Annotated in this window: 16 protein-coding genes; 6 read left to right on the top strand and 10 right to left on the bottom strand. The window is 65.4% G+C overall.

The features are described from left to right. The first annotated feature begins 187 nt into the window (after positions 1-187). Genes AC3XQU_RS18240 through AC3XQU_RS18230 form a run of 3 tightly spaced genes read left to right on the top strand, consistent with a single transcriptional unit; the run spans position 188 to position 4,920 of the window. Positions 188-1,081: an ABC transporter ATP-binding protein gene (locus AC3XQU_RS18240; protein ID WP_489875575.1), complete on the top strand. Its 894-nt coding sequence runs from the start codon at positions 188-190 to the stop codon at positions 1,079-1,081. A gap of 4 nt (positions 1,082-1,085) precedes the next feature. Beyond that, complete coding sequence (locus AC3XQU_RS18235) at positions 1,086-4,670, top strand: M1 family aminopeptidase (RefSeq protein ID WP_489875574.1); 3,585 nt, start codon at positions 1,086-1,088, stop codon at positions 4,668-4,670. Positions 4,671-4,713: 43 nt separating this feature from the next. Next, entirely contained in the window at positions 4,714-4,920 is a 207-nt protein-coding gene (locus tag AC3XQU_RS18230) for an addiction module protein (RefSeq protein WP_489875573.1), read from the top strand. 81 nt (positions 4,921-5,001) lie between these two features. Here AC3XQU_RS18230 and AC3XQU_RS18225 read toward each other — a convergent pair whose 3' ends face one another. The 9 genes from AC3XQU_RS18225 to AC3XQU_RS18185 form a co-directional block, all read right to left on the bottom strand. Beyond that, entirely contained in the window at positions 5,002-5,319 is a 318-nt protein-coding gene (locus AC3XQU_RS18225) for a Dabb family protein (RefSeq protein WP_489875572.1), read from the bottom strand. Positions 5,320-5,342: 23 nt separating this feature from the next. Next, on the bottom strand, positions 5,343-6,107 hold the full coding sequence (locus tag AC3XQU_RS18220) for an alpha/beta hydrolase (RefSeq protein WP_489875571.1): 765 nt from the start codon (positions 6,105-6,107) through the stop codon (positions 5,343-5,345). 25 nt (positions 6,108-6,132) lie between these two features. After that, positions 6,133-6,516, bottom strand: a complete 384-nt coding sequence (locus tag AC3XQU_RS18215) for a hypothetical protein (protein WP_489875570.1) — start codon at positions 6,514-6,516, stop codon at positions 6,133-6,135. A 43-nt stretch (positions 6,517-6,559) separates the two neighbouring features. After that, positions 6,560-6,898 carry a hypothetical protein gene (locus AC3XQU_RS18210; RefSeq protein ID WP_489875569.1) on the bottom strand — a complete coding sequence of 113 codons (339 nt, stop codon included), beginning with the start codon at positions 6,896-6,898 and terminating at the stop codon, positions 6,560-6,562. Then, entirely contained in the window at positions 6,898-8,613 is a 1,716-nt protein-coding gene (locus AC3XQU_RS18205) for a methyl-accepting chemotaxis protein (protein WP_489875568.1), read from the bottom strand. The genes AC3XQU_RS18210 and AC3XQU_RS18205 overlap by 1 nt, the downstream gene beginning before the upstream one ends. A gap of 276 nt (positions 8,614-8,889) precedes the next feature. Beyond that, positions 8,890-11,550, bottom strand: coding sequence for a DNA topoisomerase III (locus AC3XQU_RS18200; RefSeq protein WP_489875567.1), 2,661 nt, complete (start codon positions 11,548-11,550; stop codon positions 8,890-8,892). Positions 11,551-11,825: 275 nt separating this feature from the next. Further along, positions 11,826-12,284 (bottom strand): Smg family protein, encoded by a 459-nt coding sequence (locus AC3XQU_RS18195; RefSeq protein ID WP_489875566.1) that lies wholly within the window; start codon positions 12,282-12,284, stop codon positions 11,826-11,828. A gap of 225 nt (positions 12,285-12,509) precedes the next feature. Continuing rightward, positions 12,510-13,634, bottom strand: coding sequence for a DNA-processing protein DprA (dprA, locus tag AC3XQU_RS18190; protein ID WP_489875565.1), 1,125 nt, complete (start codon positions 13,632-13,634; stop codon positions 12,510-12,512). Positions 13,635-13,642: 8 nt separating this feature from the next. Beyond that, positions 13,643-14,734: a LysM peptidoglycan-binding domain-containing protein gene (locus AC3XQU_RS18185; RefSeq protein ID WP_489875564.1), complete on the bottom strand. Its 1,092-nt coding sequence runs from the start codon at positions 14,732-14,734 to the stop codon at positions 13,643-13,645. Positions 14,735-15,000: 266 nt separating this feature from the next. Between AC3XQU_RS18185 and def the strand changes: the two genes are divergently transcribed. Next, positions 15,001-15,546, top strand: coding sequence for a peptide deformylase (gene def, locus AC3XQU_RS18180; RefSeq protein ID WP_489875563.1), 546 nt, complete (start codon positions 15,001-15,003; stop codon positions 15,544-15,546). 13 nt (positions 15,547-15,559) lie between these two features. Beyond that, positions 15,560-16,510 (top strand): methionyl-tRNA formyltransferase, encoded by a 951-nt coding sequence (fmt, locus tag AC3XQU_RS18175; protein ID WP_489875562.1) that lies wholly within the window; start codon positions 15,560-15,562, stop codon positions 16,508-16,510. Positions 16,511-16,879: 369 nt separating this feature from the next. On the opposite strand, the gene AC3XQU_RS18170 is transcribed toward fmt, so the two are convergent. Then, entirely contained in the window at positions 16,880-17,116 is a 237-nt protein-coding gene (locus AC3XQU_RS18170; RefSeq protein WP_489875561.1) for a BrnA antitoxin family protein, read from the bottom strand. A 260-nt stretch (positions 17,117-17,376) separates the two neighbouring features. Between AC3XQU_RS18170 and metH the strand changes: the two genes are divergently transcribed. After that, positions 17,377-21,144 (top strand): methionine synthase, encoded by a 3,768-nt coding sequence (gene metH / locus AC3XQU_RS18165; RefSeq protein ID WP_489875560.1) that lies wholly within the window; start codon positions 17,377-17,379, stop codon positions 21,142-21,144. The last annotated feature ends 60 nt before the right edge of the window (positions 21,145-21,204 follow it).

Raw genomic sequence — 21,204 nt, 5'->3', positions numbered from 1 at the left:
ACCGGCAAGGCGAGCAATGTTTGCACGAGGAAACTACCCGTGCGCCCTGTCACTGGATTTATGCAGTCTGGGCCATCGAATGGCCCGTGCGTCGCAGAGAGTCCACATGCGGCTGAACAATTTAATACAATGCAAGCGTTAAAGAAGGTTTCCACGCGCATCTTTGTCGCGTTGTCATGGAGCAAGCATGGAATTACGCATCCGCAATCTGTCGAAGACCTACGCCAATGGCGTGGTGGCGCTCGACCGTGTCACGCTGACCATCCCCCCCGGGATGTTCGGCCTGCTCGGTCCGAACGGCGCCGGCAAGTCGACGCTGATGCGGATCCTGGCCACGCTGCAGGAATGCGATTCCGGTTCGGTCTTCCTGGATGACATCGATGTCCTCGACGACAAGGACGAGGTGCGCCGCATGCTCGGCTACCTGCCGCAGGATTTCGGCGTGTACCCGAAAGTGAGCGCGGTCGAGATGCTCGACCATTTCGCCCAGCTCAAGGGCCTGTCGCACAAGGGCCGCCGGCGCGAAGTGGTCGACGGCCTGCTGCAGCAGACCAACCTCTGGGAAGTGCGCAACCAGCGCCTGGGCACCTATTCGGGCGGCATGCGCCAGCGCTTCGGCATCGCCCAGGCCCTGCTGGGCGACCCGCGCCTGATCATCGTCGACGAGCCCACCGCCGGCCTGGACCCGCAGGAGCGGGTGCGCTTCCACAACCTGCTGTCCGAGATCGGCGAAGACAAGACCGTCATCCTGTCGACCCACATCGTGTCCGACGTGGCCGACCTGTGCGCCAACATGGCCATCATCAACAAGGGCCACGTGCTGCTGTGCGGCGACCCGCAAGAGCTGACCTACGAGATCGAAGACTATATCTGGGCGCGCATCGTCACCCGCCAGGAGCTGCCGCTGTTCCAGAAGCGCCACCAGGTGATCTCCACCCGCCTGCTCACCGGCCGCACCCTGATCCACGTGTATGCCGAAAGCGACCCGGGCGACGGCTTCGAGCCGGCCCGCGCCAGCCTGGACGACGTGTATTTCGCGACCATCGCCGGCCGCCACAACGCGGCGGCAGGGACCTGCTGAGGCAATGGGCCCGCTTCTTGCCATCGCCCGCTTCGAGGCGGCCCAGCGCCTGCGCCTGCTCTCGACCTGGATCTATTTCGGCATGTTCCTGGCGCTGGCCATGCTGTGGATGGCGGCGGCCGGCGGGGTCTTCCGCGACGCCATGGTCACCTTCGGCGGCCGGCTCCTGATCAACGGGCCGCGCCAGGTCGCGCTGACCGCTTCCTTCCTCGGCTGCTTCGGGGTGATCGTGGTGGCGGCGGTGATGGGGCGCTCGGTGCAGCAGGACTTCGAGTACGACATGCACCACTTCTTCTTCAGCGCGCCGATCCGCAAGCACCACTACGTGCTGGGGCGCTTCCTGGGGGCTTTCGCCACGCTGGCGGTGATCCTGTCGAGCATCGTGCTGGGCGCCTGGCTGGGCAGCTTCATCCCCGGCGTGGAAGCCGACCGCCTCGGTCCGGCCCCGCTCTCGACCTTCCTGCTGCCCTACCTGTTCACGCTGCTGCCCAACACCTTCATCTTCGGCGCCCTGTTCTGGGTGCTGGCCGCGCTGTCGCGGCGCATGCTGCCGGTCTACGTGGCCAGCATCGTCATGATGATCGGCTACATCGTCGCGCCCTCGCTGGCGCGCGACCTCGACTACAAGACCCTGGCCGCGCTGATCGACCCCTTCGGCACCACCGCGCTGATCCGCCTCACCGAATACTGGCCGATTGCCGAGCGCAATACGCGCCCGGTGCTGCTCGAGGGCGTATTCCTGGTCAACCGCCTGGGCTGGGTGGCCTTCGGCCTGACCGTCCTGCTGCTGGGCTACTGGCGCTTCCATACCACCGGCAGCGTCGACCAGCGCCACAGGAAGGGCCAGCTGCTGCCGCCCGAGGAAACCCCGGTGCAGCTGTCGCAGGCCGCCGTGAACACGCGCGAGGCGCCCGACTTCGCCCACCGCAGCCTGGGCCTCCTGCTCGCCAAGTCGGCCTGGTACAACCTGCGCGAAGTGACCAAGAACATCTACTTCCTGGCGCTGGCCTTGGCCGGCGCCCTGATCCTGGCGGCCAGCGCGATCGACCTCGGTTCCATCTACGGCACCTCGACCCTGCCGGTGACCTACATGGTGCTGGAGCTGATCCGCGACGTGTTCGAGCTCTACATGCTGGTGGTGACCACGCTGTTTGCCGGAGAACTGGTATGGCGCGAGCGCGAGGCGCGCATGGCGCAGATGCTCGACGCCCTGCCGGCGCCGACCTGGCTGCCGCTGGCCGGCAAGACCCTGGCCCTGGTCGGCCTGCAGGCGCTGCTGCTGTTCATGGCGATGGCGGTGGGCATGCTGATCCAGCTGTTCAAGGGCTATTTCGGGCTCGAACCGGGCCTCTACCTGCGCTTCCTGTTCACGGTGCTGCTGCCGCAATACGCGCTGCTGGCCGTAGTGGCAATCGCCATGCAGGTCATTGTCAACAACAAGTACCTGGCGTACTTCATCCTGATCGCGATCTACCTGGTGACCGGCACCGCCCAGGGCTATGGGCTGGACCACCCGATGCTGGTCTATGGCTACACCCCGCCCTTCACCTATTCGGCGATGAACGGCTTCGGCCATTACCTGCTGCGCGAATACCTGTTCCAGCTCTACTGGGCCGGCTTCGCGTTGATGCTGATGGTGGCGGCGCGCGTGCTGTGGGCGCGCGGCGTGGATACCGGCTGGCGCGAACGCCTGCGCCTGGCGCGCCGCAACCTGTCCAGGCCGGTGCTGCTGGGCTTTGGTGCAGGCCTGGTCGTGTTTGCGGGCACCGGCGCCCTGCTGGCCTATGAGCTGTGCGCCGGCGGCTACCAGACCACCGTGCAGGTGGAAAAAACGCGCGCCCAATACGAGCAGCGCTACCGCCGCTTCGCCACCTTGCCGCAGCCGCGCATCGCCGGCGTCAAGCTCGACGTCGATATCCGTCCCGAGCAGCGCCAACTTGGCGTGAAGGGCGTCTACCAGCTCGAGAACCGCAGCGGCAAGCCGGTAGCGGACATCGTCCTTTACCAGCAGCGCGGCGCGCTGCTGTCCACGCGCTTCTCGCGCCCGGCGCGGCAGGTCGCGGCCGACGCGGAACGCGGCTTCTACCACTACCGCCTGGCCACGCCCCTGGCGCCGGGCGCGCGCATGGCGATGTCCTTCGGCCTGGCGTATGCGCCGCGCGGCCTGCTGGGGGTGGGAAGCGAGACGCCGGTGGTGGGCAATGGCAGCTTCTTCACCAACGAGGTGATGCCGCGCCTGGGCTACCAGCCGGCGATCGAACTGCTGGACGACCGCGACCGCAAGCGCCACGGCCTGCCGCCGCGCGCCCCGATGGCGGCGCACGACGACGCGGCCGGGCGCGCCAACAACGGCCTGGGCGTGGACGCCGACTGGATCGGCTTCGAGGCCACCGTCAGCACGACGCCCGACCAGGTCGCGATCGCACCGGGCACGCTGGAACGCGAATGGATCGACAAGGGCCGCCGCCGCTTCCACTACCGGATGGACAATCCGATCCTGAATTTCTACGCCTTCCAGTCGGCCAGGTACGAAGTGCGCCACGACCGCTGGCAGGACGTGACCATCGACGTGTACTACCACCCGGGCCACGACTACAACGTCGAGCGCATGATCCGCGGGGCCCAGGCGGGACTGGACTACGCCTCGCGCCGCTACGGTCCCTATCCTTTCCGCGAACTGCGCATCGTCGAGTTCCCGCGCTACGCCCGCTATGCGCAGGCCTTCCCGGGCACCATCCCGTTCTCGGAGAGCATGGGCTTCATCGCGCGCATCGACAGCGATTCGCCCAAGGACATCGATTACCCGTTCTACGTCAGCGCGCACGAAACGGCGCACCAGTGGTGGGGCCACCAGCTGGTGGGCGCCGACACCCGCGGCGCCAGCGCGCTGTCCGAGAGCCTGTCCGAGTACACGGCGCTGATGGTCATGAAGCGCAGCGTGGGCGCGCAGAAGATGCGCCGCTTCCTGCGCTACAACCTCGACGCCTACCTGCGGGGCCGCGCGATGGAGCGCCGCAAGGAACTGCCGCTGGCGCAGAACGAGCAGCAGGACTACATCCACTACCGCAAGGGCAGCCTGGCGCTCTACCTGCTGCAGGACCTGCTGGGCGAAGACACCGTCAACGGCGTGCTGCGCGGCCTGCTGGCGCAGCACGCGTTCAAGGGCGCGCCCTACCCCAGCGTCACGGTGCTGGTGGACGCCTTGAAGGCCGTGGCGCCGCCTGACAAGGCCTACCTGATCGGCGACCTGTTCGAATCGATCGTCTTGTATGAAAACCGCGCCGACGGCGCGGTCGCGCGCCAGCGCAAGGACGGCAAGTACGAGGTGACGATCAAGGCGCGCGCCGGCAAGGTGCGGGCGGGCGAACTGGGCGACGAACAGCCGGCGCCCCTGAAGGATTACATCGAATTCGGCGTCGATGACCGCAACGGCAATCCCTTGGTGCGCGAGCGGCGCCTGGTCGACCGGGCCGCGCAGACCGTCACGTTAGTCGTCAATGCGCGCCCCGCGCGCGCCGGCATCGATCCTGACAATAAGCTAATTGACAGAAAACCAACGGACAACATGGTTCCAGTCGACAACCTTTGATTCTCGCGTTATTATCGAACCACTGTTTATACGAAAGATCATCATGTCGAACGTGGTTGCCGAGATCGCTGAAAAGATCAAGCTGCTGAGCGAAGAGGAGAAACATACGCTGGTGCGGATGCTGCTTCAGGATATCGATGGTCCCGACGAAGACGCGGACGAAGCCTGGCGCAATGAAGTGGTGCGCCGCGTGAAGGCGATCCGCAACGGCGAAGCGGCCATCCGCGCGCTGCAGGAGTGGCAGGAATAAGTTCTACCTCGCGCCTCGGGCGCGCATGAAAGAAACCGCGGCTTGTCCGCGGTTTTTGCTTTCCGGCCCGGGGGATTGGCCTCAGCCCTGCGCCCAGTAATCGACCACCAGCGAGCGCTCCAGGCAGCCGCCCAGGGTGGACACGAAGCGCAGGTGCGCCGGATGCACCAGATAGGCGTCGCGCGCCTCGTTCGACGCGAAGCCCAGCGTGAAGCAGTGCGTGAAGCCGTCGTCCAGCCCCTCGGGGCTGACATTGGTGCCCCATTCATACGAAGCGATCCCCGGGATCTCCTGGGGCAGGCGGGCGAAGTCGTGGACGATGGCGGCGACCTCGCCCGGCGCGGCGTCTTTGCGGAAGGCGAACAGCACCACGTGGCGCAGGATGGAATCGGCGGACATGACACTCCTTTTCATGGTTGGGACTACCTCGCCCACTGCAGCGCTGCAAGGTAGTCGGGGCTGTCGGAAATCGAATTATGTCCTGTTTTCGCGATCACGCGCATGGACGCCACGCCAGCCGGGAAATGCGCCAGCAGCCGGCGCGTGCTGTCGGCCGGCACGATCTCGTCGTTCGACGCGGCGACGAGCAGGGTGGGCGCCGCAACCTTCGGCGCGTGGCGCCAGCTGTCGTAGCCGTCGCGCAGCAGCCAGCGCACGGGAAAATACGGGAACTGCCGGGCAGCGAGCCCGCGCAGGCTGTCGAAGGGCGTGACCAGCACCAGCTTGCCGACCCGGCGCCGGCTGGCCAGCTGCAGCGCCACGCCGGACCCCAGGCTGCGCCCGACCACCACGATGTCGCCGTGCCTGGACGCTACCGTGTCGAACAGCGCCAGCGCATCGGCCACCAGCGCGGTTTCCGTCGGCTTGCCGGTGCTGCCCGCATAGCCGCGGTAGTGCAGCAGGTAGAGCGAGCGCTCCGGGAAGGTCTGGTCCAGCAGCGGCAGGCTGGCGCTGACGTCTTCCGCATTCCCGCCCAGGTAGATCAATGCCTTCGGGCCCGCGACGGGGCGTTCGGACACCACCAGGGTGGCGCCGGGCACGGCAAGCCTGGACGTGTGGGGTGCGGGGAAGGCCGCGGAGGGCGGCGGATAGTAGATCAGCCCGCGCTGGGAGACGAACAGCAACAGGCAGGCGGCGGCATAGGCGCACACGCCCAGCACCAGGATGAGGCCCAGCATCTTCGCCATGCAGCGCTTGTCCCCTGTAGCCGGCTCACACCCTGGTCAGCCGCATCGTGTGCTCCTGCTCCTTGCCGTCCACGCTCCAGCGCTGCCGCGCCTCGAGCGTATCGGCATCCACGCGGCGCCACCAGAACTGGCTGGGCGCGCTGACCGGCTCGAACGCGGCGCTGTCGGCGCCGATGGCGCTGGCCTTCCAGGTGTATTCGCCCCAGCGCGAGACGACCTCGCCGTTGTCAAGGCTGATGGTGGCGCCGTCGGTGTGCTTGCCGAAATCGCGGTCGGGGAAGCGGCGCGACTGGAACACGGTGGGTTCGGGCCGGTCGTACTCTTCGAAGAATTCCTTGCCGTCCGGGCTGGTGCCCTTCCAGCGGCCTTCCAGGAACTGCAGCTGCGCAAACTCGTCCAGGCTGAACATTGCATTCTCCTTTCAAGAGCGCGGAAACGGCAGCGGCCTGCCTTTACTGCGGCGGCGTCTTTTGCCTGTCCACGCGGGTCAGTTTGGGTGATGCCTGCTGCGAATGGCGCTTCACCATCTCGCTGGTGACTTCGTCCTCGTAGCAAATGGGAGCATAGCCCCCTTTTCGGCTCCAGGCGCTGCGTGCACCGCAGGAACTGCCGTTACGCGTGACATTGTAGGGACAGGGGCAACGGCCGGGATAGGCCGCGATCGATTGCGCGACGATCTCCTGCCTGGCGCGCTGCTCCGGCGGCGCGCCGCGGCCTTCGCCCAGCACGGACGAGGCCATCAGCGTACAGCACAGCAGCGCCGCCGCCCGGGTCAGGAACGGCTCGGCCATCACGCCGCTTCCGCGGCCGGTGCCACCGCGTCTTCGGCCTGGGCCGGCGCGGCCGCCTTGTGTGCGCCCTTGCTTGCGCCCTTGTGCCCGCCTTTGCGTGCCGGCTTGCGGGCATCCGCCAGCGCAGGACGCGCAGGCGGCGGCGCGGCCTGCGCTGGCTGGCCTGCCTGCGCCAGCTGGAAGGTGCCCACCAGCTGGGCCAGCGCGCCGGCCTGCTCGCGCATTGCGGCGGCCGCGGCGGCGGCCTGCTCCACCAGGGCCGCGTTCTGCTGCGTCACCTGGTCCATCTGCATAATCGACTGGTTCACCTGCTCGATGCCGTCGCGCTGTTCCTGGCTGGCCGCCGCGATCTCGCCGATGATGTCCGAGACGCGCTTCACGCTGGCCACCACCTCGTCCATCGTCTGCCCGGCCTGGTCCACCAGGCGCGAACCGGCGTCCACGCGCGCCACCGACTCGCCGATCAGGCCCTTGATTTCCTTCGCGGCCGCGGCCGAGCGCTGGGCCAGGTTGCGCACTTCGCCTGCCACGACGGCAAACCCGCGTCCCTGCTCGCCCGCGCGCGCCGCCTCGACCGCCGCGTTCAGCGCCAGGATATTGGTCTGGAAGGCGATGCCGTCGATGACGGTGATGATGTCGGCGATCTTGCGCGAGGCCTGGTTGATCGAACCCATGGTCACCACCACTTCGGCCACCACTTCGCCGCCGCGCGCGGCGGTGTCGGCGGCGCTGGCGGCAAGCTGGTTGGCCTGGCGCGCATTGTCGGCGTTCTGCTTGACGGTCGATGTCAGCTCTTCCATCGAGGATGCCGTTTCTTCCAGCGATCCGGCCTGCTGTTCGGTACGCGCCGACAGGTCCATGTTCCCGGCCGAGATTTCCTGGGCCGCCGTTTCGATGGCGCCGGTGCCGGCGCGGACTTTCGAGACGATCGCCACCAGCGAGGCGTTCATGGCCTTGAGCGCGGCCATCAGCTCGCCCGCTTCGTCGTTGGTGCGCACCTTGACCTCGCCGGTCAGGTCGCCGCGCGCCACGCGCTCGGCCAGGGTGACCGCGCGGCGCAGCGGGATGCTGATGTTGCGGCCCAGCTGGTAAGCCATGAAGACCGCCAGCACGGCCGCGATCAGGCCGCCGCCGACCAGGGTGCGGCGCATGGCCGAACGGGCTGTGACGATGGCCTGTTCGCGCTCCACCAACAGGGCGTTCTCGGTTTCGCGGACCTGCTCGACCAGGCCGCGCATCGCGTCCATGCCCGCCTTGCCCTTGCCTGCCTGGACCGTGGCGACGACCGCCGAGAGGTCTTCGTTCACCGCCGCGCGGCGCAGGGCGATCACCGGATCGACGGCCTGGGCCAGCCAGGTGCGCTGGTGCGCCGCCAGCTGCTTCAGGCGCTCCTGTTGTGCCGGGCTGTCGTCCACGAGCGCCAGCGCCTTGTCGACGTGGGTGCCGAACGCCTCCTTGCCTGTCTTATAGGGTTGGAGCGAGCCTTCCTGGCCGGTCAAGGCATAACCGCGCTCGCCGGTCTCGATATTGACCAGCGCCTGCATCGCCCCGTCGACCTCGACCAGCGCCTGGTAGGTGCGCACGTTCGCATCGGTGGCGGCATCGAGCGCGATCACGTTGGCATAGGCGATGGCGACGACGATGCCGGTAATGCCGATCAGGACACCGTAGCCGAGATACAGCCGGGTGGCGATTTTCAGGTCGGAGAGCTTCATAAGTTCAGACGGGTAGATAGTTATAAGAGTGATGCCCGGAAAGCCGGGCAGGCCGCATGACGAAACTTCAAGCTTTAAGGGCTTGTCTGATTATTACTTGGAGAAGTGATACTGGAAAGAAAAATATTGCTTATCGGTAGTACAAGCTGTTGTAGGGAATGCACGGTTTGCATGGTGCATAAAATCGAGGGGGGGAGTGTGCTTCGCCCTGAAAAACAAGCACGCAAAAAAAAACGCGAACCCTCGGGTTCGCGTCGTTCGATGAAGCAGCGCTGCTTATTTTTTCAAGGCCGTCGCAATTTTCTTGGCCGCCGGCTTGCGCACCGCGGCCTTCTTGGCTGCCGGCTTGGCTGCAGCCTTCTTGGCCGGAGCCTTGCGCGCCGCCTTCACTGCGACCGCGCCCTCGCCCTCGCCTTCCGCGCCCTCCGCGCCATCGGCAGCACCGGCCTTGGGCTTGGCGCCCGGCTTGGCCTTGCGCTCTTCGAACTCGAAGCTGACCTTGCCGTCCTTGCCGCGTACCAGGAACGCCTTGAAGGCGCGGCGCGTGCGTTGCGACACGAAACCCGGCATCAGGTCGGTCTTGCCGTCCACCAGCAGCTTGGTCATCTGCTCCGGCAGGATTTCCTGCTGCAGGATGATGCGGCCGCTGCGGAAGTCGCAGGTCTTCGGCTTGGCCATGCTGTGCTCGCACACATAGGCCAGGCCCATCTCGAACACCCCGGCGGCGCATTTCGGGCACGGGCCCACGGGGGTCTGGCCGGTGAAGTCGACGCCCTCGCCTTCTTCGCCTTCCTGGTCCTGGCCGAAGTCGAATTCGAGCTTGAAGTTCTTGATCTCTTCGTCGCGCACGATGCGCAGGATGGCGGCGAACGGACGGCCCATCTTCGAGCGGAAGCCCTGCAGCGGACCGATGGTGCGGTTCTTCAGCAGCTCTTCGACCTCATTGATCTCGAACTGGCGGCTGCCCGGCGTCTTCGACATCGAGAATTCGCATTTGGTGCAGGCAAAGCGGCGGTAGTTTTCCTTGACCACGCCGCTGCAGTTCGGGCATGGGGTCGAGAGGGTCGCGTAGTCGCCCGGGATCGTGTCGTTGCTGTATTCCTTGGCGCGCTTGACGATAATCTGCGTCATCTGCGCGATCTCGCGCATGAATTCCTCGCGCGAGATCTTGCCCTTCTCCATTTGCGAGAGCTTGAATTCCCACTCGCCGGTGAGCTCGGGCGCGGTCAGTTCGTTCACGCCCAGGCCGCGCAGCAGCGTCATGAGCTGCGAGGCTTTGGCGGTGGGGATCAGCTCGCGGCCTTCGCGGATCAGGTATTTCTCGGTCAGCAGGCCTTCGATGATGGCCGCGCGCGTGGCCGGCGTGCCCAGGCCCTTGCCGGCCATGGCGTCGCGCAGCTCGTCGGAGTCGACGAGCTTGCCCGCGCCTTCCATCGCCGACAGCAGCGTCGCTTCGGAGTAGCGTGCGGGCGGCTTGGTGACCAGGCCATTGGCGGTGATCTTGTCGGTCAGGACCTTCTCGCCTTTCTGCACCGGCACCAGGTTGGCGCCGTCCTTGTCGTCGGTCTGCGATTCCTTGCCGTACACCGCCAGCCAGCCCGGGTTGGTCATGACCTTGCCTTCGGTCTTGAACTGGTGGCCCGACACTTCGGTGTAGCGGGTGGTCACCAGGAACTCGGCCGGCGGGAAGAACACGGCCAGGAAGCGGCGCGTGACCAGGTCGTAGAGCTTCTGTTCCGGCTCGGTCAGGTTCTTCGGCACCACGCCGGTCGGGATGATCGCGAAGTGATCCGAGATCTTGGTGTTGTCGAAGATGCGCTTGTTCGGCTTGACCCAGCCGTTCTTGGTGACCTGCTTGGCGAACTGGTTGTAGTTGTTGGTATCGGCCAGCGCACCCATCGTGTCCTTGACGGTCTGGATGTAGTCTTCCGGCAGGTGGCGCGAATCGGTACGCGGGTAGGTCAGCACCTTGTGCTTCTCGTACAGCGCCTGGGCCAGGCCCAGCGTGTTCTTGGCCGAGAAACCGAAGCGGCCGTTGGCCTCGCGCTGCAGGCTGGTCAGGTCGAACAGCGCCGGCGCCATCGAGGTGGTCGGCTTGGATTCTTCGGTGACGCTGCCCTGCTTGCCGCGGCAGGCGGCGGCGATCGAATCGGCCGCCAGCTTGCTCCACAGGCGCTCGGGGCGCTTCTCCGGATCGTTCTCGTCCTTCTTGAAGGCCTGGTCGAGCCAGCGGCCTTCGTACACGCCGGCCGCGCACACGAATTCGGCGCGCACTTCCCAGTAGTCGCGCGGGACGAATTTCTTGATCTTCTCTTCGCGCTCCACCACGATCGACAGGGTCGGCGTCTGCACGCGGCCCACGGTGGTCAGGTAGAAGCCGCCTTCCTTCGAATTGAAGGCAGTCATGGCGCGGGTGCCGTTGATGCCGATCAGCCAGTCCGCTTCCGAGCGGCAGCGCGCGGCATCGGCCAGCGGCAGCATCTCGTCGTCGGTGCGCAGCTGCTTGAAGCCTTCGCGGATTGCATTGGCCGTCATCGACTGCAGCCACAGGCGCTTGACCGGCTGCTTGGCCTTGGCGTTCTGCGCGATCAGGCGGAAGATCAGTTCTCCTTCGCGGCCCGCGTCACATGCGTTGATGAGGGTGGTGACGTCCTTGCGCTTGATCAGCTTGTTCAGCACCTTCAGGCGCGACTCGGTCTTGGCGATCGGGTTCAGCGCGAAGTACGGCGGGATCATCGGCAGGTGGGTGAAGCTCCACTTGCCGCGCTTGACGTCGTATTCTTCCGGCACCGCGATCTCGAGCAGGTGGCCGACGGCCGACGACAATACGTACTCGTCGGATTCGAAATACTCATCGTGCTTGGTGAAGCCGCCCAGCGTCTTCGCGATGTCGTTCGCGACCGACGGCTTCTCGGCGATGATGAGGGATTTGGTCATAGTTTCTCGTACTTGCTTATATATAGTGTGGGGCCCGGCCTGGCTGTCGGCCACGCGCATCATACATGCTTGCGAGCCTGTGGGCGGTTCAACGCCGTAGTGTCTGTATGGTAACTGTCTCGATTGAGCGGCCAATGATAAGCGCGATGACGCGCATACCGCAAGTGCACATTCGGCAGGTAGCGCGCGGCATGGCATGGTCAGGATGCGCATCAAGGGTGCGCCAGAAATGAAAAACGGGGCCATCAGCCCCGTCGTTCATCCTGTCGATCTGCCTAGTGCAGCAGCCGCGGTTCCTGCTCGTCGTCGTCGCCGAACAGGTCGTCGAACATCAGCGCATCGGGCTCCTTGCCCTGGCTCCACAGGACCATCAGCACGATGATCTTGAGCTTGCCCAGCGCCACCGGCGACTCGTCGCAGGCCAGCGCGCGCTCGATGACGATCTCGCGCTGCGTCGGGCTGAGTACCTTGGCGCTTTCGAGGAACTGGATGAAGCCGATGGCAGAGCTGCCCAGCTCGATGTATTCCTCGTCCACGTAATAGCGCGTGCCGGTGCAGGCATCGATGGCGTCGGTAACTTCCGCTTCGGTCAGCCCGGACAGCCAGTCCAGCGCTTCGGAAATTTCGATGTCATCGAAACCGACGGCGGACAGCTTGCGTGCCAGGGCCGCCGGCTCGGGGCAGGCGTCAGGACGATAGTACGTCTCGTAGAGGTAGACCAGGATGTCGAACATAGTGTCGCTACTGTAGCAGCTAAGCTCGTCGCGGCACAAGTGTGTCCCGCAGGCGCGCGTGCGGCCGATAAAAACCGTTGTATCGAGGCCTTATCGGTTCGTACAGTTTTCCTTATTTCCTTGGGAATCAAGGCCAGGCATTCCACTAGGACATCTCAGGAAGAATATTCTTTATCGCATCAATCCATGCAAAGTGAATATGGAAGAACCGACATGCTACGCGCTTCAAGCGATTCGGACCACCCGTTGCACCCTGCCGCCAGGCAGGCGCTCGACCAGTCCAGCCAGTTCCAGGGCCAGCAGTTCGCCCGCCAGCACGGCGGCATCGCCGTCGACGCAAGCAAGCAATGCATCCGGCTCGACAGGGTCGTGGCCCAGCGCATCGAGCAGCACCGTGTTGCCTGCAGGCGCCGCGCATGCAGGCCGGCGCGCCAGCGGCGAGGCCTGCATGGCGTCCAGCACTTCGTCGACCGTCTCGACCAGGCGCGCGCCTTCGCGGATCAGCTGGTGGCAGCCCTTGGCCAGCGCCGAGTGGATCGAGCCCGGCAGCGCGAACACCTCCCTGCCCTGCTCGGCCGCCAGTTGCGCCGTGATCAAGGAACCCGACTGCGCCGCCGCTTCGACGACCAGCACGCCGGCCGTCATGCCGCTGATGATGCGGTTACGGCGCGGAAAATTGCCGGCCACCGGCGGCGTACCGAGCGCGTATTCGCTGAGCAGGCAGCCTTCTTCGGCGATGCGGTGGGCGAGTGCGCGGTTGCGCGCCGGATAGACGCGGTCGATGCCGGTGCCGATCACGGCAATGGTGGAACCCGCCCCGCGCAGCGCGCCTTCGTGCGCCGCGGTATCGATGCCCAGCGCCAAGCCCGATACCACGCACAGCCCGGCTTCGGACAGCGCGCGCGAAAAGCCTTCCGCATTCGCGCGGCCTTGCGTGCTGGCATTGCGGCTGCCGACCACTGCGACCATCGGCGCATCCAGCAGTTCGCGCCGCCCTGTTATATAGAGCAGCAAGGGCGGATCGGGAATATGGCGCAGCAGCGCGGGGTAGCCGTCGTCGTGCAGGGCGAGGATGTGGTGCAGCGGCTGGGCCAGCCACGCATGGGTAGCGTCGAGCAGTTGCGCGAGCGCCGGCGGGACGGGAGCGCACAGCGCGGCGGCCGTTGCCGCCGGCACGTGCGCGGCCAGGGCCGCGTAGCCGGCGCGAAAGATCGCCGCGGGCGAGCCGAAGGCGCCGAGCAGCAGGTGGGCCGTGCGGCACCCCACCCCGCTCGCCTGTTCCAGGCGGATCCAGTCGGCGACGGGTGAAGGGGCGGCGTTGCTGGCGGGATGGGGGGCCGTGTCCTGCACGGGTGGGTTTACTCCGGTGAGCGGGCCACGTCGCCGACTTCCACCGGCGCCGTCACTTGCATGACCAAGCCGTACGAGACGTTCTTGAACACGCGGAAAATGAACAGGCTGCCGTATTGCTCGTCGGGCAGCTTGATGTTCTGCTTGCCGATGCCGAACACGCCTTTGTGGGCCGGGTCGACCATCGTCCTGCCGAGATGATAAAGCTGCAGCACGGAGCCGACATCGAGTCCGTCAAGCGAACCCCGATTGACAGTCACCACCTGGCTCTGGCCGGCATAGGTGACGCCGGCGTAGATCGACATCACGCGCGCATCGACCGGCTGGAGCGGCGCGTGCGGCATGTAGTTGCGCACCGGCGTCGGCGGCATCGGGATGAGCAGGTCGCCCACGCCGATCTCCTGGCGCGTTTCGCTGACGCGGAAGGTGTGCACGTCCACGCCCGGCTTGGCTTCGGTGTCGAGCGCAACACTGCCCAGGTAGGCGGCTTCGCGCGCCAGGACCTTGCGGGTCTGGGGGTCGCGCAGGATGCCGCCGGGACGGAACACCTGGAAGCTGGTGCCGCCCTGCAGGTTGCCCTTTACATAGACGCGGTCGCCGGCGCCGAGGAAGACGCGGCCTTCCTGCGACGCCACGATGCGCGGCGCGCCTGCCAGTTCATTGGCCTCGACCACCAGCGGTTGGGTCAGGTAAGGCTCGATCATGCCGGCCGGGATCGATTGCACGGCGTCGCGCTCGATCGGCTCGGTGCGCACCTGGGGCGAGAGTTTCGTGATAGGCGGGTCGCCGCGGCCGTCGCCGCCCGGACGGGTCAAGGACAGGCGGCCGCGCGCGCGGTCGAAATAAATGACCTGGCCGGGATAAATCCAGTGCGGATTGCGGATTTCGTCGCGGTTCATGCCCCAGACCTGGGGCCAGCACCATGGGTTCTGCAGGAAGGTGCCGGAAATATCCCAGAGGGTATCGCCCTTGACCACGACATGCTGGTCGGGTGCATTCGGGCGGAAGGCGCACTGGGCGGCCTGGACCGGGCTGGCCACGGCACATGCAACGAGCGCCACGGCAGCAGCGCGGGTCACGACTGTGCTAAAATTTTTCATTGAGACGTCCGTTATTGCGTCCGTAAATTGCGGCTTTTACACCGGATCGCTTGGCAGCGTGCGTTACCAGGCCCCGGCAAATGGGCAGGCCGACAGCACGATGCGCCGCTCCCTGATCGTAAAAGGGTTGCCGTACTGAATCAAATTCTGCACACAATTCCCCGAACTAGCAAGACAAACCGCGTCCTGCAAGGTTTGATGAGTGTTGCATTTTTGGTCGTTCCGGGACCCATTGAATCCCTACCAATTCCTGAAGCTCCCCGACTATGGCCTTACTGAATATCCTCCGCTACCCTGACCCGCGCCTGCACAAGATCGCCGCCCCGGTCACCGAATTCGGCACCGAGCGCCTGCGCCAGCTGGTGGCGGACATGGCCGCCACGATGTACGACGCGCCGGGCGTGGGCCTGGCCGCCACCCAGGTCGACGTGCACGAGCGCGTGATCACCATCGACGTCTCGGAAACCAACGACAACCTGATGGTCTTCATCAACCCGGAAATCACCTGGGCCAGCGACGACAAGCAGGTCTACGACGAAGGCTGCCTGTCGGTGCCGGGCGTCTACGACGGCGTCGAGCGCCCGTCGCGCGTCAAGTGCAAGGCGTTTGATGTCGACGGCAAGGAATTCGAAGTCGAAGCCGACGGCCTGCTGGCCGTGTGCATCCAGCACGAGATGGACCATCTGGTGGGCAAGGTGTTCGTGGAATACCTGTCGCCGCTCAAGCGCAACCGCATCAAGGCCAAGCTGCAGAAGGAAGAGCGCGGCATGGAGCGCGAAGCCGCCCTGAAGGCCGCCGGCCGCCGCTACTGATCGCGGCGCCCCGATGAAAGTCGTTTTTGCCGGCACCCCCGAGTTCGCCGCTGTCGCCCTGCGTGCCCTGCACGAGGCCGGCTTCGAGATTCCCCTGGTCCTGACCCAGCCCGACCGCCCGGCCGGACGCGGCATGCAGCTGCAGGCATCAAGCGTCAAGCAATATGCGCTGGCCCACGGCATGGACGTCGCGCAGCCGCTCTCGCTGCGCATGGACAGCAAGGACCCGCAGCGCGCCGACGAAGCACGCGCCGCCCACGCGCGCCTGCTCGCACTCGACTATGACGTGATGGTGGTGGCGGCTTACGGCCTGATCCTGCCGCTCAGCACCCTCGATATCAAGCCCTGCATCAATATCCATGGTTCGCTCCTGCCGCGCTGGCGCGGCGCCGCGCCAATCCACCGCGCAATCGAAGCGGGCGACGTCGAGACCGGCGTCACCATCATGGGCATGGAAGAAGGCCTGGACACCGGGCCGATGATGCTGGTCGAGCGCGTGGCGATCGAGGATGCGGACACCACCGGCAGCCTGCACGACAAGCTGGCGGCGCTGGGAGGCCGCATGATCGTCGAGGCGCTGCGAAAATTGGAGCAAGGCAGCCTCGAATCGGCGCCGCAGCCGGAAGATGGCGTGACCTATGCGGCCAAGATCAGCAAGGAAGAAGCGAAACTCGATTTCAGCCTGCGGGCCGACCTGCTGTGGCGCCGGATTCGCGCCTTCAACCCCTTCCCGGGGGCGCATGGCCTCGTCGATGGCGTGACGGTAAAGATCTGGAATGCCGAACTGGCGCAGGGCAGCGGCGCGCCGGGGCAGGTGCTGTCGGCCGATGGCCAGCAGGGAATCGTGGTGGCCTGTGGGGATGGCGCGCTGAGACTGACCGAGTTGCAGAAGCCCGGTGGCAAGCGCCTCGCTGCGCAGGAATTCCTCAAAAGCTTCCCGCTGGCGGGTTTGAGCTTTTCATAGGGCAGGCCAGCCAGGCTCGCCAAACAAAACGGGGGCTTGCGCCCCCGAACACTCCAGATCTCCAGGGCCTTCGCCCCAGCGCATCACTTGTCGTAATCCGCCGCAGCAACGCGCTGCGCATCCATCTGCACGCCAAACAAAATCAGGGTCAGGTCTGACATTCGGACACGGGCTCAACCGATGTAAGGCTGGGCTCGTGTCCGAATGTCAGACCTGACCCCGAAGGCGCACGGGCTCAACCGGTGTAATGCTGGGCTCGTGTCCGAATGTCAGACCTGACCCCGAAGGCACGACGTCGGGCGTCAACCAAATGAAACGGGGGCTTGCGCCCCCGAACACTTCACGAACAAGGGCCTTCGCCCTATCGCATCACTTGTCGTAATCCGCCGCGGCAGCGCGCTGCGCGTCCATGTGTTCACGCAACACCTGGTTGATACGGGTCTGGTAGCCCGGACCGGCAGCCTTGAACCATTCCAGCATGTCCACATCCAGGCGGATCGTCACGATCTGCTTCACGCCGTTGATCATTGGCGGCTTCGGCGCAACCGCCGGTTCGTCATCACGCATGACCGCTTGGTCCCAGTCCGGCACATATTCTTTGTTCATACAATTATCCCGTTAAAAGCATCGCCAACATTGTGTCGATGGGGTAATTGTCGTCCGTGTATGTAACGTAAAGATTGCGGATACACCGGGTTTTGTAACGTCATGTATCAGTTCACGTTTTGCTTACATAAAGATACATACACAAAACCTCAAATCGGGGCCCTCCAGAGGAAAGCAACGCCTTGACGTATAATTTCAGACCGCCCAACAGTACCGGCCTGCAGCAATCCCATTGCCGCCTATCCAGAAAGTCGCCCATCATGAACGCCCGCCACGCCAATTTTTCCCCGATCGACGCCCAGCTGCGCGACATCCTGTCGCGCCGCATCATGATCCTGGATGGCGCGATGGGTACCATCATCCAGCAGTACAAGCTCGATGAAGCAGCCTACCGCGGCGAGCGTTTCGCGGACTTTGCGGCTCCCGAAGGCGTAGGCAACCGCGAGCTGTTCGTGAAGGGCAACAACGAGCTGCTGACCCTGACCCAGCCGCAGATCATCCAGGAAATCCACGAGCGCTACCTGGCGGCCGGGGCCGACCTGCTCGAGACGAACACCTTCGGCGCCACCGGCGTGGCCCAGGACGATTACCACATGGCGCATCTCGCCTACGAGATGAACGTGGAAGCGGCCAGGCTGGCCCGCGCGGCCTGCGACAAATACTCTACGCCCGACAAACCGCGTTTCGTCGCCGGCGCGCTCGGGCCGACGCCCAAGACCGCTTCGATTTCGCCCGACGTGAACGACCCGGCGGCGCGCAACGTGACCTTCGACCAGCTGGTCGCGAGCTACCACGAGCAGGTCCGCGGCCTGGTCGATGGCGGCGCCGACCTGCTGCTGGTCGAGACCATCTTCGACACCCTGAACTGCAAGGCCGCGCTGTTCGCGATCGACCTGTATTTCAACGAGCGCCCGGAAGTGCTGCGCCTGCCGATCATGATCTCGGGCACCGTCACCGACGCCTCGGGACGCATCCTGTCGGGCCAGACCGTGCCGGCCTTCTGGAATTCGGTGCGCCACGCCAAGCCGCTGACCATCGGCCTGAACTGCGCACTGGGCGCGGCCCTGATGCGCCCCTATGCCGAAGAGCTCTCGCAGATCGCCGACACCTTTGTCTGCATCTACCCGAACGCCGGCCTGCCCAACCCGATGAGCGATACCGGCTTCGACGAGCTCCCGGCGGACACCTCGGCCCTGCTGCGCGAATTCGCCGACGCCGGCTTCATCAACATCGCCGGCGGCTGCTGCGGCACCACGCCCGAGCACATTGCCGCGATCTCGAAAATCCTCGAAGGCCACGCGCCGCGCGCCGTCCCCGAGATCCCGGTCGCGATGCGCCTGTCGGGCCTGGAGCCCTTCACGGTCGACGACAGCTCGCTGTTCGTCAACGTCGGCGAGCGCACCAACGTGACCGGCTCGAAAGCCTTCGCGCGCATGATCCTGAACGAGCAGTTCGACGAGGCGCTGTCGGTGGCGCGCCAGCAGGTGGAAAACGGCGCCCAGGTCATCGACATCAACATGGACGAGGCGATGCTCGACTCGCAGGCGGCCATGACGCGCTTCCTGAACCTGATCGCCTCGGAACCGGACATCTCGCGCGTGCCGATCATGATCGACTCCTCGAAATGGAGCGTGATCGAGGCGGGCCTGAAATGCGTGCAGGGCAAGGCCATCGTCAACTCGATCTCGATGAAGGAAGGCGAAGAAGAATTCATCCGCCAGGCCGCGCTGTGCCGCAGCTACGGCGCCGCCGTCATCGTCATGGCGTTTGACGAGCAGGGCCAGGCCGACACCTTCGCGCGCAAGACCGAGATCTGCGGCCGCGCCTACAAGATACTGGTCGAGCAGGTGGGCTTTGCGCCGGAAGACATCATCTTCGACCCGAACATCTTTGCCATTGCCACCGGCATCGAAGAGCACAACAACTATGCGGTCGACTTCATCGAAGCCACCGCCTGGATCCGCAAGAACCTGCCGCACGCGAAGGTCTCGGGCGGCGTGTCGAACGTCTCGTTCTCCTTCCGCGGCAACGACCCGGCGCGCGAGGCGATCCACACCGTCTTCCTGTACCACGCGATCAAGGCCGGCCTGACCATGGGCATCGTCAACGCCGGCATGGTTGGCGTCTACGACGACCTGCCTGCAGAGCTGCGCGAGCGCGTCGAAGACGTGGTGCTGAACCGCCGCGAGGACGCCACCGAGCGCATGATCGAATTTGCCGGCACCCTGAAGGCCGGCGGCGGCAAGCAGGAGCAGAACCTCGAATGGAGGAACGCCACGGTCGAGAAGCGCCTGGCGCACGCGCTGGTGCACGGCATCACGCAGTGGATCGTCGAGGACACCGAAGAGATGCGCCAGCAGGTGCTCGCTGCCAACGGCCGCCCGATCCACGTGATCGAAGGGCCGCTGATGGACGGCATGAACATCGTCGGCGACCTGTTCGGGCAGGGCAAGATGTTCCTGCCGCAGGTGGTGAAATCGGCGCGCGTCATGAAGCAGGCCGTGGCCCACCTGGTGCCCTTCATCGAAGAAGAAAAGGCACTGGAAGAAGCGCGCACCGGCGTGGTCGCCAAACCGAAGGGCAAGATGGTGATCGCCACGGTGAAAGGCGACGTGCACGACATCGGCAAGAACATCGTCTCGGTGGTCCTGCAATGTAATAACTTCGAGATCGTGAACATGGGCGTGATGGTCCCCTGCTCGGACATTCTGGCCAAGGCCAAGGCCGAGAACGCCGACATCGTCGGCCTGTCGGGCCTGATCACGCCGTCGCTGGAAGAGATGGCCCACGTGGCGCGCGAGATGCAGCGCGACCCCTATTTCCGCGAGAAGAAAATCCCGCTGCTGATCGGCGGCGCCACCACCAGCCGCGCCCACACCGCCGTGAAGATCGCGCCGCACTACGACGGCCCGGTGGTCTACGTGCCGGACGCGTCGCGCTCGGTGTCGGTGGGGCAGTCGCTGCTCACCGACGACACGCGCGACGCCTACATCATCGAGCTGGCCCAGGACTACGAACGTATCCGCTTCCAGCACGCCAACAAGAAGGCGCTGCCGATGCTGACCCTCGAGCAGGCGCGCGGCAACCGCGCCCGCCTGGAATATGCGCCGGTGAAACCGAAGTTCATCGGCCGCCGCGTCTTCAAGAACGTCGAGCTGTCGACGCTTGCACGCTACATCGACTGGGGCCCCTTCTTCCAGACCTGGGACCTGGCGGGGCCCTACCCAGCCATCCTGACGGACGAGGTGGTGGGCGAAGCGGCCAGCAAGGTGTTCGAGGAAGCGCAGGCGATGCTCAAGAAAATCATCGAAGGCCGCTGGCTGACCGCCAATGGCGCGATCGCGCTGCTGCCGGCAAACTCGGTCAACCATGACGACATCGAAATCTATACGGACGAATCGCGCCAGGAGGTGGCCTTCACCTGGCATGGCCTGCGCCAGCAGGGCGTCAAACCGGTGGTCGACGGCGTGCAGCGCCCGAACCAGTGCCTGGCCGATTTCGTCGCGCCGAAGGATTCCGGCGTGGCGGACTATATCGGCATGTTCGCCGTGACCGCGGGCCTGGGGATCGAGAAGCACGAGCAGCGCTTCGAAGCGGCGCACGACGACTACTCGTCGATCATGCTCAAGGCCCTGGCCGACCGCCTGGCCGAAGCCTTTGCCGAATACCTGCACGAGCGCGTGCGCACCGATTTGTGGGGCTATGCGGCGGGCGAAGACCTGGGCTGCGACGCCCTGATCGCGGAGAGCTACAGCGGCATCCGCCCGGCGCCGGGCTACCCGGCCTGCCCGGAACACACCGTGAAGGCCGAGCTGTTCCGCACCCTGCAGGCCGACGAGATCGGCATGGAGCTGACCGAATCGTACGCGATGTACCCGGGCGCGGCCGTGTCGGGCTTCTACCTGGCCCACCCGGAGTCGAAGTATTTCGTGGTCGGCAAGATCGGCGACGACCAGGTCGAGGACATGGCCAAACGCCGCGGCATGGACAAGACCGAACTCGAGCGCCACCTGGCGCCGAACCTGTAATCGTCACTTCACCTGCCGCCGGCCGCGCGCCGGCGGCACGGCTCCCCTTCTCCCTGAGCA

This window comes from Telluria sp. AZSoR62 (assembly GCF_058111565.1).
The sequence above is the reverse complement of the archived record's forward strand: the minus strand, read 5'-3'. Positions and strand labels throughout refer to the sequence as shown.